At 61.3% G+C, this 13,102-nt stretch carries 8 protein-coding genes; 5 read left to right on the top strand and 3 right to left on the bottom strand.

Annotation, left to right across the window (positions count from 1 at the left end; genetic code table 11):
* Position 1: 1 nt before the first annotated feature.
* On the bottom strand, positions 2 to 4,459 hold the full coding sequence (locus T3A99_RS07905; RefSeq protein ID WP_322834193.1) for a SpvB/TcaC N-terminal domain-containing protein: 4,458 nt from the start codon (positions 4,457 to 4,459) through the stop codon (positions 2 to 4).
* A gap of 564 nt (positions 4,460 to 5,023) precedes the next feature.
* The gene (locus T3A99_RS07900) at positions 5,024 to 6,547 is read right to left on the bottom strand and encodes a fumarate hydratase (protein ID WP_047227110.1); all 1,524 of its coding nucleotides are present in this window, start codon (positions 6,545 to 6,547) and stop codon (positions 5,024 to 5,026) included.
* 467 nt (positions 6,548 to 7,014) lie between these two features.
* Here T3A99_RS07900 and T3A99_RS07895 point away from each other — a divergent pair, with 467 nt between their 5' ends.
* Genes T3A99_RS07895 through T3A99_RS07885 form a run of 3 tightly spaced genes read left to right on the top strand, consistent with a single transcriptional unit; the run spans position 7,015 to position 9,827 of the window.
* On the top strand, positions 7,015 to 8,121 hold the full coding sequence (locus tag T3A99_RS07895; RefSeq protein WP_047227128.1) for a sensor domain-containing diguanylate cyclase: 1,107 nt from the start codon (positions 7,015 to 7,017) through the stop codon (positions 8,119 to 8,121).
* Positions 8,114 to 9,049, top strand: coding sequence for an iron-sulfur-binding ferredoxin reductase (locus T3A99_RS07890; protein ID WP_047227109.1), 936 nt, complete (start codon positions 8,114 to 8,116; stop codon positions 9,047 to 9,049). The genes T3A99_RS07895 and T3A99_RS07890 overlap by 8 nt, the downstream gene beginning before the upstream one ends.
* 28 nt (positions 9,050 to 9,077) lie before the next feature.
* Positions 9,078 to 9,827 (top strand): enoyl-CoA hydratase-related protein, encoded by a 750-nt coding sequence (locus T3A99_RS07885; protein ID WP_281459880.1) that lies wholly within the window; start codon positions 9,078 to 9,080, stop codon positions 9,825 to 9,827.
* Positions 9,828 to 10,172: 345 nt separating this feature from the next.
* Here the strand turns inward: T3A99_RS07885 and pyk are convergent, their stop codons facing one another.
* Entirely contained in the window at positions 10,173 to 11,624 is a 1,452-nt protein-coding gene (pyk, locus tag T3A99_RS07880) for a pyruvate kinase (RefSeq protein WP_047227107.1), read from the bottom strand.
* Positions 11,625 to 11,876: 252 nt separating this feature from the next.
* On the opposite strand from pyk, the gene T3A99_RS07875 reads away from it, so the two are divergent.
* Positions 11,877 to 12,251: a tetratricopeptide repeat protein gene (locus T3A99_RS07875; protein WP_047227106.1), complete on the top strand. Its 375-nt coding sequence runs from the start codon at positions 11,877 to 11,879 to the stop codon at positions 12,249 to 12,251.
* A 294-nt stretch (positions 12,252 to 12,545) separates the two neighbouring features.
* Positions 12,546 to 12,905, top strand: coding sequence for a PilZ domain-containing protein (locus tag T3A99_RS07870; RefSeq protein WP_047227105.1), 360 nt, complete (start codon positions 12,546 to 12,548; stop codon positions 12,903 to 12,905).
* Positions 12,906 to 13,102: the final 197 nt, after the last annotated feature.

Raw genomic sequence — 13,102 nt, 5'->3', positions numbered from 1 at the left:
GTCAGCTTCCCGGGTCCGTGTCGTTGTAGTCGTGGTCGCACAAGTACCAGGGATGATGCACATGCCAGGCTTCATAGCCCTTGGCATTGATGACCTTGACCAGGCGTCCTGGTGGATCGTAGAACTGCTGGTCGTGGTAGCCGTGCAGACGCAGCGAGGCGTCGTTGATGTAGCGCCAGGCGTCGGCGAAATACGGCCGATAGACCCGCGTGACCAGTCCCTTATTGTTGTACTCGACCCGTTCGCTGACGCGCCAGCGCGGGTCGGCCAGGTGCTGCAACGGTTGCCCGTTCTGTAGCTCCAGCGAGCCGTCCTCGGCCACGGCATAGGCCTCCCCGGGTTCGACCCGCTGCTTGGTTTGCAAGGTGCGGCCGAATCCGTCGATGGCGCTGAGGGTGATGCGGACCTGTTGCAATGGATCGTCCGGGTAGCGATCGGCGCTCAGCACGACGCTGTGAACCGGCTCCCGGGCCGTGGCCTGGATCAGCGTCCACAACTGTTCTTCGGCGGCGCTGCGTTCGGCCAGCCGCGCCAGGTGAATGCGTGCCCTGGCGCGGACATGGCCGCTGGGCATCAAGTAGCGGGCGCTGATCCACTCGTTGCGCTGCGCAAGGGAGACTTGGGCGAGGTCAAGCGCGCCCATCCAGCTGAACTCGTCGGTGCGCACGGCACTGGCGATTCTGCCCAGGGTGGCTTCGGGGTGTTCGATGGCATAAGCCGGTGTCAGGTCGTCGGGCAGCTCGTAGGTGTCGATGGCATCGAAGCCTGCCGGCAGGCCATTTTCGCTGCCGAAAAACGTAATGCCCAAAGGCACGCCGTCGGGGCCATACAGCGCTTGCTGCACGTTGTCGTTGGCGTCGATGATGCTCTGCGGCAACAGCGAGTGATAGTCGTATTCGATCTGGGTCGTACAGCCGTCCGGCAGGGTAATGGCGGTGGTCATCAGGTGATAGGCATCGTACGTCAGGGTCGTAACACCATGACTCTGGGTTTCTTGCAGGGCGTTGATCTGGAAGAAGCCATCAAGCGAGTGGTAGGTGGCAAAACCGCTCTTTTTCGACCAGAGGTTTTCGGCGGTGTCTTCGTCCGGATCTTCAGGCAGAAACAGCGGCATGGGCTCAAAGCCGATTTCTTCCAGTTGCCCGCGGATGTCGAACGGCGGTGGCACGGCGTCGTAGGCGTCCAGTGCCTGCTTGTCGAACTCGGCCGTCTCCAGCGGGCCGAGCAACGCCTGGAAGGCAATATCGCCTTGGTCGTCACGCAGGTAGTTCTGTTCCTCAAGCGCAACCAATTGCCGTGCGGCTTGCCATTGCGGGGAGTCGTGATGTGCGAGGAAGGTTTCATAGCTGATCTGGCGAGGGTTGAGGCCTTGCGGCAGTTCGCCCTTGGGGCGATGCAAAGCGTTGGCTCGACTGCGCCAGGGCAGGCCCAGGCGCTGACGCCACCCGGTTTCGTCGAACAGGTGCAGGTGCTCGGCCCGGCTCTCGACAAGGTGGAACACCTGCTGCTGCTCATCATGGGCATCGAGCCACCAGGTGTTCTCGTCTTCATCGTCGAAGGGAGGCGGATCGAGCGGCGTAAGGCGTCGGGCGTAATGGACGATGAAGCCGTGAACAAGCTGGCCGTAGAGATTCCATTTCAGATTGATGCCGTGCTGGCTTTGCGGGTCATTGGTAAAACCGTCGTATTGATGGCTGAGCGCCTCCAGTTCCAGTACCAGCAGGCTTTTGTGATGGGGATGGTGCTGGCGCAGCAGATAGCGTTGTTGCGTCACGGTGTAGGGCCGGGCCGTATCGTCCGATTCGGCGGGATGGATTTCTGTGCGTAACACCTGGCCGCCCAAGGCATAAGCCATATCCCGGGCGGTCTCAGGGTCGGGCACGATAATCTCGTCGGCCTCGTCGCCTTCATGAAAACAGCTCAACAGCGCCGGGCCAAGCGGCACGGCGTCATCGTCGCCGTCGAAACAGTCCTTCAGAGGCTGGTTGACGGTTCGGCCGGTGTGGAACCAGGTCTTGACCAGTACCGGCGCGGTAAAGCCGCTTTGCACTTCAGCGTCGGGCAACTCGCTGTCCACCTGGTACAACCGAGCGAAGCCCCGGAACTCACGGTGATAGCCGTCGTAGTCGCCCTCGAAATAAGTGAAGCGCTGGGTCAGGCAATTGCCGGTGATTTCATCCAGCTGTTGCTGACGTGCCAACAACGGCAGGGCCATGGGCAGATAACAGTCCAATTGCTCGCCCTGCGCCCGGCGCTGTTGTTTTTCATCCAGCCAGTATTGCGCACTGCTGCGATAGGTCAGGGTGGTGCTGCAGCCCATGTTGTTATGGGTGGCGTTGAGCAGATAGGGCCGCGCCGCGACGAAGTCATAACGCCAATGCCTGGGCTTCATATCGGGGGACATGTGAGGCACGCTCAGAATCAGACTGGCGCAACCCAGCCCCTGCAGATCGGCCAGGCTGACCTGGCACAGATTGTCGTACCGCACGCCCACCGGCCATGGCACCTTGACGGGTGTTTGCTCAAGGCCGTTGCCGCCGTGGTTGAGGTAAATATCGAAACAGTCGCTGTTAAGGTAGATCAGCGCGGGCGCTCCAGCTCCGTCCAGATCGGCGATCCGCACCCGGTCAGCGTCGAATTGGCCGTAGCTGAAGGGCAGGGCGCTCATGACAAAACCTTCGCCGAAACGCCCGTGACCCAGGTTCGGCCAGCACTTGATTTCATCGAAGCGAATCCGGCACAGCTCGGTGCTGTCGCTGCCCAGCAAATTGCCGAACAACACCAGTTCGCTGCGCGAGTCGCTGAACAATGGCAGGGGGCTGTCCGGTTCATGGGGCACATTCACCCCCGGTGCGAACCCCTGCTCGCGGAGATTGGGGTACAACCGAACGCTTTTGGGCCCGACCATGGCCAGTGAGCGTAAACCGTCGCCGGTCAAATCGCCCAGTTGCGCGGCGGGGTGCAGGAACTCCGTCGGAAAACGATCAAACGGGGTGAAGGTCGACCAGCTACGGTCCGGGTTGAGGGTATGGAAGCCGCTCATGCCGGGTTGGGCAATGACCCAATTGAGGCGGCCGCTGCCGGTCAGGTCAGTCAGCACCTGCATCACGGCCGGGTTTTGGCTGGCGACCGGGATACTGTCCAGGCGAGACCACGGGCCATAACCGATGGCATCGTCATCGGGCCCGGCGCGCTCAGGCTCGCGGTAGTACCAGGCATCGGTGTAACGGCACAGAAACCCCGGCAGACCTTCGCCATACAGGTCCACGCATTGGTAATGCCGGTTGCCTTCGAGGGCGGGCATTGTCTCCAGATCGAAGAATTTTTCGGGTGTCAGGTTGAGGTCGAAATCGGTGTACTGCAATTCCACCGGAGGGCTGTAATCGACACCGCCTTCAGCGTCCCAGTCCTGATAGTGGGCGGCTGTCAGCAGGCTGTAACCTAGCGCAGTGGCGGTGTATTCCAGCACCAGCCGCCGGACCAGGGCAGGTTCAGTATCGGCCGCGGCAGGGAAGTGGTGGAACATCAACACCTGATGACACAAACGCCGCGTGCCGACCTCAAAACCGTATCGATAGGTGTGAAACGGGTCGCTGCGTAGCAGCCAGGGCGCCTCTTCGGGGGCTTGCCAGGAAGGTTGTTGCGCAAGATCGAGGGTGCGTTGCCCATAGTCGAACAGCAGATGAAAGTGCCAGTTGCGCTGGGCCGGGTCGGGCCCTTCGAAGCAGTACAGGGTGTCACTGGCGCTGGCGTTGCCATAGCACACCCGCCTCAGGTAGCGCTGGGCGCGATAGTCGTGGGGGCCGTCCAGCGCGCCGGGGTCGGCCTGGTACTCATAATAGATGTGCTCGCCTGCCGGGCTGACTTCTTCGAGCAACAACCATTCGGCGATGCGTGGTGGTTTTGGGGGATCGGGCTCGGGTTCGGCTTCAGGTTCGGCAATGCGCGACGCTTCGGTTTTACCGTAGCAATACACATGGCCGTTGCTGCCCTGGACACGCCAGAAGGGTGCCTGGCCGTCGGTGGGTCTCCACAGCTCATAAATATCGAAGCTGCTTTCAGTCCTGGGGTAATAACGCACCACCGAGCACGTTGCACTGCCGGGGCCCGCCAGGGGGCGAATGAGCGGTTCGGCGTTGAATTCGGGCCAGCGGTCAACCCCATCGGCGTCGACCATGACATCCTCATCAGCGTAGTGCGGCACACCTCTGCTGGTTTTGCGCGTGATGCTGGCGATGGAAAGCTGCATGCCGATGCCGAAGATGCCGTTGCCGCCCTGGCTGCTGTAATTCAAGGTCAGCGCCGGCGTCAGGTGGCGGGCGGCGGACAGGGGTAACGGCAGTTCAAAAGAACTTGCCCCTCGCGTACCGACAGGGCCGAGGCTGTTACCGAGGGTGGCGATAGAAGCACTGCCGGCGATGGTCGGGGTCACGATCTGGAGGGGCGCTTGTTCTGCCATCGGGATCATCTCTGTTAGCCGACGCCAGGGCGAATACCCGGCATGACTTCAGGATGCCAAGAGATGGTCCTTGGGTAACCTGTCAGATCTGACAGGTAGGCGGGCATGCCGATGAACGGCTCTACTCACGCCCGGCGGGGAGCATTGTGTGGGAGGCTTGGCTGAACATAGGTCGGGGTCCACTGAAGATCCAGTGTGGGAGCAAAGCTTGCTCGCGATGACTGAGGCACATCCAACATGGATGCAAGCTGACCCACCGCTATCGCGAGCAGGCTTTGCTCCCACAGAGGAGGCTTGGCTTGACATAGGCTTGGTCCCCCAATAGAGGCCTGGCTGAACATAGGTTTGGCCCCCCAGAAGAGGTTTGGCTGAACATAGGTTGGGGTCCACTGAAGATCCAGTGTGGGAGCAAAGCTTGCTCGCGATGACTGAGGCACATCCAACATGGATGCAAGCTGACCCACCGCTATCGCGAGCAGGCTCGCTCCCACAGGTTTTCTGCTGATAAAAAAAGGCCGGTGAGTTTGTCGCCCACCGGCCTTTTTTACGGCGTCAACGTGCGTGTTACTGCACTTCTACCGCCAGGCTGTCGCTGATTTTCTTCTGCCAGATCGCCGGGCCGGTGATGTGTACCGACTCGCCTTTGCTATCGACCGCAACGGTCACGGGCATGTCCTTGACCTCGAACTCGTAGATCGCTTCCATCCCCAGTTCGGCGAACGCCAGAACCTTGGACTTTTTGATCGCCTGAGCCACCAGGTAAGCGGCGCCGCCGACGGCCATCAGGTAGACCGCCTTGTTGTCCCTGATCGCTTCGATAGCGGTCGGGCCGCGTTCGGACTTGCCGATCATGCCCAACAGGCCGGTCTGTTCGAGGATCTGGCGGGTGAACTTGTCCATCCGCGTGGCGGTGGTCGGGCCGGCTGGGCCTACCACTTCGTCGCCTACCGGATCGACCGGGCCGACGTAGTAGATGAAGCGGCCCTTGAGGTCCACCGGCAAGGTTTCACCCTTGTTCAGCATCTCGACCATGCGCTTGTGCGCCGCGTCGCGACCGGTGAGCATCTTGCCGTTGAGCAGGACGGTTTCGCCCGGTTTCCAGCTCTGCACGTCTTCAGGTGTCAGGGTGTCGAGGTTCACGCGGCGCGCCGATGGACCGGCTTCCCAGACGATTTCCGGGTAAGCGTCCAACGGTGGTGCCTCCAGCGACGCCGGGCCGGTGCCGTCCAGCACGAAGTGGGCGTGGCGGGTGGCGGCGCAGTTGGGGATCATGCACACCGGCAGGGACGCGGCGTGGGTCGGGTAGTCCATGATCTTCACGTCGAGCACGGTGGTCAGGCCACCCAGGCCCTGGGCGCCGATGCCCAGTTGGTTGACCTTCTCGAACAGCTCCAGGCGCATCTCTTCGATGCGGTTCTGCGGGCCGCGGGCCTTGAGTTCGTGAATGTCGATGGACTCCATCAACACTTCCTTGGCCATGACGGCGGCTTTTTCCGCAGTGCCGCCGATGCCGATACCCAGCATGCCCGGTGGGCACCAGCCGGCGCCCATGGTCGGTACGGTTTTCAGTACCCAGTCCACGATGGAGTCGGATGGGTTGAGCATGGCCATCTTGGACTTGTTCTCGGAACCGCCGCCCTTGGCCGCCACGTCCACTTCCACGGTGTTACCCGGAACGATGGAGTAGTGGATCACCGCAGGGGTGTTGTCCTTGGTGTTTTTACGCGCACCAGCCGGGTCGGCGAGGATCGACGCGCGCAGGACGTTTTCCGGCAGGTTGTAGGCGCGACGCACGCCCTCGTTGATCATGTCGTCCAGGCTCATGGTCGCGCCATCCCAACGCACGTCCATGCCCACGCGCACGAACACGGTCACGATGCCGGTGTCCTGGCAGATCGGCCGATGGCCGGTGGCGCACATGCGCGAGTTGATCAGGATCTGCGCCATGGAGTCACGGGCCGCTGGCGATTCTTCGCGCAGGTAGGCTTCGTGCATCGCCTGGATGAAATCCACGGGGTGGTAGTAGGAAATGAACTGCAGGGCGTCGGCAACGCTCTGAATCAGGTCATCTTGCTTGATCACGGTCATGAGTCGCGCTCCTCTCTAAAGACGGGAACATTCAATAAGGTGCCGTCCGTTTGGGTGCATCGGTCGACGGACGGCACCTCTTAAGGCACGCCGGGCATGCTGGCGCGACACTAAAAAGGCGCGGCAGTATATCGCAGGCGAGCACCCTGTGGGAGCGAGCTGCCTTTGTGGCGAGGGGATTTATCCCCGCTGGGCTGCGCAGCAGCCCTGAAAGTCAGTCACCTCGGTGTGTCAGGTTGTTTGCCTTCAGTCATTTTGGGGCTGCTTCGCAGCCCAACGGGGATAAATCCCCTCACCACAAGAGGACCAGCCAGTCTCGAACAACTGCGTCAATTTAGGCCATTGCTTTGACGCCATTTTTCTGCTCCAGAATTGAATGGTCATTTGCCCTGCACGCCACTAAAGTGGCGTCTGGCCTGTAGCGTAGGACGCCTCCTGTCAGTTCCTTTCCCATGGTGAGTCAACGATTGACCCATAACGCCATTCAACGTCTTTTGCTGAAACGCTTCGCCTTGGCGGCCGCGACTTACGCGCTGGCACTGGTGTTGTTGTGGTTGGCATATTTCAGTGGTCATTACCTCGATTCGTTGCGCGATGTCATCATCGGCAGCGTGTTGGTGGTGTTGTGCCAGGCAGGGCTGTTCGCGCTGTTTATCACCGACCGCAATCTGCGGTTCGCCGACCCCAGTCTTACTGAAATACAGGTACTGATCGGCCTGGGCTGGCAGACCTGGATGATGGCGCATCTGGACCAGGCTCGGGGCGTGTTCCTGGTGTTCTATGTGCTGATCCTGCTGTTCGGGCTGTTCCACTTGTCCCGTCGGGCTTTCGTGCGCTGCGCGATGCTGGTGTTTTTCAGTTTCACCGCCATTACCCTCTGGGACGGTTACTTCTTCAGGCTTCCTGACCCCACGCTGGCCGCGTTACAGGTGTGCGTGCTGTTTATCGTGCTGGTGTGGCTGGTGCTCTATGCCAGTTACGTACAGAACTCGCGCCAACGCATGCGTCAGCGGCGGTTTGCCTTGCAGGCGCATCAGGACACCCTGCGCGGCATGATGCGTCAGCTCGAAGACCTGGTGGCCACGGATGAACTGACCGGCTTATTCAACCGCCGGCACTTCCTGCGCCTGGCGTCCCGTGAGCTCAACACACTCCGGCCCAATGTTGCCCATGGCCTGGCCTTGATCGACCTCGACCATTTCAAACGCATCAATGACCTGCACGGCCACGCCGCCGGTGATCAGGTGCTTCAGGCGTTCGCCAGCATCGCCACGGCCTGCCTGCGCGAAGGTGATGTGCTGGCCCGTTACGGTGGCGAAGAGTTCGTCATGCTGCTGCCGGCCTGCGACCCTTCACGGCTGACGGCCTGTTGCGAGCGGCTGCGCCTGGCATTTACTGAAGTCGAGTTGATCGGCTTGCAGATCGGCTCCCTCAGCCTGTCGGTGGGCATGACGATGCTGGAGACCGGCGACGACCTGGACAACGCATTGCAGCGCGCCGACCAGGCCTTGTACCGTGCCAAGCGAGACGGCCGCAATCAGTGCGCCGCTGCCTGGGAGAATGTCGATGCCTGAAGTAAAAGTCGCCGACCGGCAGTGGACGGTGGCGGCGGGCAGCAATCTGTTGGACACGTTGAATCAGGGCGGCGTGGCCGTGCCCTACAGTTGTCGCGCCGGCAGCTGCCATGCGTGTCTGGTGCAGTGCGTGAACGGTGACGTGCGCGACAGTCGGCCCGACGCCTTGAGCCCCGCGCAGCGCGAGCAAGGCTGGCGGCTGGCGTGTCAGTGCCAGGTGATCGAGGATGTGCAGATCCACACCTTTGACCCGCAATGCGACGGCCGTGCCGCCCAGGTGACCGCCGCGGATTGGCTGAGCCCCGACGTGCTGCGCTTGCGCATTATTCCTGAGCGGGCGCTGCGTTATCGGGCGGGCCAGCACCTGGTGTTGTGGGCCGGCGATGTCGCCCGGCCGTATTCCCTGGCGAGCCTGCCCGAAGAAGACCGCTTCCTGGAGTTTCACCTCGATTGCCGCGAGCCCGGCCAGTTCATCAATGCGGCGCGACAGATGAAAGCGGGCGACCCGATTTTTCTCGGTGAATTGCGCGGCGGCGCCCTGCATTACGATCCCGAGTGGCACGATAAGCCGCTGTGGCTACTGGCGGCCGGCACTGGCCTGGCACCGTTGTTCGGTCTTTTGCGCTCAGCCCTGCATCAGCATCACCAAGGCACGATTCGTCTTATTCACGTAGCCCATGATGCCGCCGGGCACTATCTGGCCAAACCCCTGGCAGCGCTGGCGGCCAAGCATCAACACCTCACCGTGGAGCTGCTGACCACGGCCGAGGCGCCGTCTGCGTTGGCGCAACTGCGGCTTGTTTCCCGGCAAACCCAGGCCTTACTCTGCGGCCATCCCGACCGGGTCGAGGCCTTTGCCAAGCGCCTCTACCTGGCTGGCCTGCCGCGTAATCAACTGCTGGCCGATGTCTTCCTGACCCGTGGTTGAGCGCTGATCTTCAGACGCGAGACCGACCATGACCGACACCCTGCTACTTGAGCGCGAACGCGGCCTGTTGACCCTGCGCCTCAATCGCCCGGAAAAGAAAAACGCCCTGACCCGGGCCATGTACAGCCAATTGGCCCAAGCCCTGGCGATGGCTGACGCCGACCCGCAGATCAGTGCGGTGCTGATCTGCGGGTCCCATGACTGCTTCACCGCCGGCAACGATATTGTCGACTTTCTCGAACAGCCGCCGGCCGATCTCGACAACCCGGTATTCGAATTCATGCTCAGCCTGCTCGATTGCCGCAAACCGGTGATCGCCGCCGTGGCCGGGCCGGCGGTGGGCATCGGCACCACGTTGCTGTTGCATTGCGACCTGGTCTACGTCAGCCGGGACGCGCGGCTGCGAACGCCGTTCGTCAACCTGGGGTTGTGCCCGGAATTCGGCTCCAGCTTGATTCTGCCGAGGCTGCTCGGCCAGGCCAGGGCTGCGCAGTTGCTGTTGTTGGGCGAGGGCTTGAGCGGCGAACAGGCGGCAGCCTGGGGCATCGCCACCGAGGCGCTGGACAGTGGCGAGGCGGCGTTGGCCAAGGCGCGGGACGTGGCACTGCGCTTCGAATCGCTGCCGGCTGAAGCGGTGCGCATCAGCAAACAACTGATGAAGGCGCCGGATCGGGAACAACTGCGCGCCGTGATCGAAGAGGAGGGCAGGCTGTTCACCCAGCGACTGCGCTCGCCAGAGGCGGTGGCGGCGCTGTCGGAGTTTATCAACAGGCATTAGTTTTGTAGCGCATGGGCTGGCCTCATCGCGAGCAAGCTCGCTCCCACATTGGGTTTGTGTTGAACACATTATTCATGAACACCACAGATCCCCTGTGGGAGCGAGCTTGCTCGCGAAGGCGTCGGCACATTCAACGTTGGTGCAAGCTGACCCACCGCTATCGCGAGCAGGCTCGCTCCCACATTGGGTTTGTGTTGAACACATTATTCATGAGCACCACAGATCCCCTGTGGGAGCGAGCCTGCTCGCGATAGCGTCAGCCCAGGCAACACCTTTTTCAGACGGCAAAAACCAAAAAGCCCCGCCATTCACATGGCGGGGCTTTTGTTTTCAGCAACCGGTCACTCAGACCATCGGGTCGCCAACGTGCAGGATTTTCATCCCGTTGGTGCCGCCGATGGTGTGGTAGCTGTCGCCCTTGGTCAGGATGACCCAGTCGCCGGTTTGCACCACGCCGCGCTTGACCAGTTCATCCACCGCCGCCTGGCTGACTTCGCCCGGTTGCAGGGCGGCCGGGTCAAATGGCACGGTGTAGACACCACGGAACATGGCCGCGCGAGCCTGGGTTTCGCGGTGCGGGGAGAACGCGTAGATCGGCACCGAGGAGCGGATGCGCGACATGATCAGCGGCGTGTAACCACTTTCGGTCAGGGCGATGATCGCCTTCACGCCTGGGAAGTGGTTGGCGGTGTACATCGTCGCCAGGGCGATACTCTCGTCGCAGCGCTCGAAGGTCTTGCCGATCCGGTGGCTGGAGGTCTTGCTGGTGGGGTGCTTTTCAGCGCCGATGCAGATGCGTGCCATGGCCTGCACCGCTTCAAGCGGGTAGAGGCCGGCGGCGCTTTCGGCCGAGAGCATCACGGCGTCGGTGTAGTCGAGCACGGCGTTGGCTACGTCGGACACTTCGGCGCGGGTCGGCATCGGGTTCTGGATCATCGACTCCATCATCTGGGTCGCGACGATCACCGCTTTGTTGTGACGGCGTGCATGCAGAATGATCTTCTTCTGGATGCCCACCAGCTCCGCGTCACCGATTTCCACGCCTAGGTCGCCACGGGCCACCATCACGGCATCGGAAGCCTTGATCAGGCCGTCGAGGGTTTCGTCGTCGGCCACGGCTTCGGCGCGTTCGATCTTGGCCACCAGCCAGGCGGTGCCGCCGGCTTCGTCGCGCAGTTGACGGGCGTATTCCATGTCAGCAGCGTCGCGGGGGAAGGACACGGCCAGGTAGTCGACTTCCATTTCCGCGGCCAGCTTGATGTCCGCCTTGTCTTTTTCGGTCAGGGCCGGCGCCGTCAGGCCACCGCCACGACGGTTGATGCCTTTGTGGTCCGACAGCGGGCCGCCGATGGTCACGGTGCAGTTCAGTTCCGTGGCCGTGGCGGTGTCGACGCGCATCACCACGCGACCGTCGTCGAGCAGCAGCTCGTCGCCCACGCCGCAATCCTTGACCAGGTCCGGGTAGTCGATACCGACCACCTGCTGGTTGCCTTCGGTCAGCGGATGGCTGGTGGAGAAGGTGAAAGTGTCACCAATCTTCAACTCGATGCGCTTGTTGGCGAATTTGGCGATACGGATCTTCGGGCCTTGCAGGTCACCCAGCAGGGCGACAAAACGGCCATGCTTGGCAGCAAGGTCACGCACCAGCTTGGCACGAGCCTTGTGCTCGTCGGGGGTGCCGTGGGAGAAATTCAGACGGGCAACGTCCAGGCCAGCCAGAATCAGCTGTTCGAGAACTTCCGGCGAGTTACTGGCCGGGCCAAGGGTAGCGACGATTTTGGTGCGACGGACGGACATGCAAGACTCCTCAGGTTCAAGCGCCAGCGAAGGCTACTATGCTCTTTGGGTGTAGTCATTGTTCATATGCACTACTTTTTCGTTTCTTTTCGAAATGAACATTCCTGAAAATTTTTGCGCCTCTACGGCTTCACATTCCTTCTGTGGCGAGGGGATAAATCCCCTCGCCACAAGAGCACTGCCAAGCTGCGTTTTCGGGTTGAAGATTTCCCCACCCAGGTCGATACAGAGCTCAAGACAGGAGAACCTCCCATGCGATTCGTGCTTTTTGTTGCCCTGGCCCTGAGCATCACGGGCTGCACCCGTTGGTCGATGAACCACCACATGAACCTGGCCTACAAGGCTTACGAGCGGGGCAATTGTGAGCAGGTGATGCTCGAGTTGTCCAAGGTCGACCGCGCCAGCCGTGCCCGGCGCTACATGCAGCCGGAAGTCTCGATGATGCGCGGCCAATGCCTGGAACGACAGAAGCTGTTTGTCGATGCGGCGCAAACCTACCAGTTCATCATGACCCAATACCCTAACAGCGAATACGCCTTCCGCGCCCGGGCCCGGCTGGAAACCTTGCAGAGCCTGGGTCATTACCCGCTCCGCAGCGCCCCGGTAATCCGCCCCACCGCGCTCTGATACCGTCCGTCAATATCATGGCCAGGGGCAATGCCTGGCCACCCCCACCTTGTACGATTGCACAGGATGAAACTATCGTACCGGGGCTGGCTGTCGCCAAACCTTGAGCTATATTTTGTACAAGAAGTGATTAGAGCCAGGTCTCTAATTCAAGAGGCACCTGTGACCGGCAGAAGTAGAGCCAAGGCGCTTGCAAGCGTCTGGCACCGGGATCGGGGAGAGCGGGCCTGTTCGTGCCCGTTCCGAAGTATCGATAGCCCCTGGTAGAGGGGCGTTCAAAAAGCGATACAGGACATGTACAAAAAGAGGCGAATCGAGCGGCATCAGCTGCCGTATTTCCTGCGCGTGTTCAACGGTATGAACGACAAGCCCATCGGCTTTCTGGGCAACGTCTCTGAGGATGGCCTGATGCTGATCAGCCATTTGCCGCTGATGGTCGGCGCGGACTTTAATCTGCACCTCAAGATCCCTAGCGATGACGGACCGCAGATGGACATCGAATTGAAGGCCAGTTGCCTGTGGTGCCACGAAGATGTGACGCCGCAGCATTTCGACGCCGGTTTCAGCCTCAAGTGGGCGCCGCCGGAGTACGGGCAATTGGTGAGTGCGTTGCAGCAGTATTTCAGTTTTCATCCGTTGCCGGAGTCGGCTTGAAACCGCCTCTGCAGGAATCGGCCTGACTTTTGCGGGGTTGCCTCAATCCAACTTGTGGGAGCGGGCTTGTTCACGAAAACGGTGGATCAGCTTGCATCAATGCTGAATGTGCCGACTGACCCAGTGTGGGAGCGAGCCTGCTCGCGATGGCGACCTCAAGTACGCCATCGCGAGCAGGCTCGCTCCCACAGGTTCTT

The sequence above is a fragment of the Pseudomonas sp. N-137 genome (genome assembly GCF_034555295.1).
Classification (GTDB): domain Bacteria; phylum Pseudomonadota; class Gammaproteobacteria; order Pseudomonadales; family Pseudomonadaceae; genus Aquipseudomonas; species Aquipseudomonas rhizophila.
The sequence above is the reverse complement of the archived record's forward strand: the minus strand, read 5'-3'. Positions and strand labels throughout refer to the sequence as shown.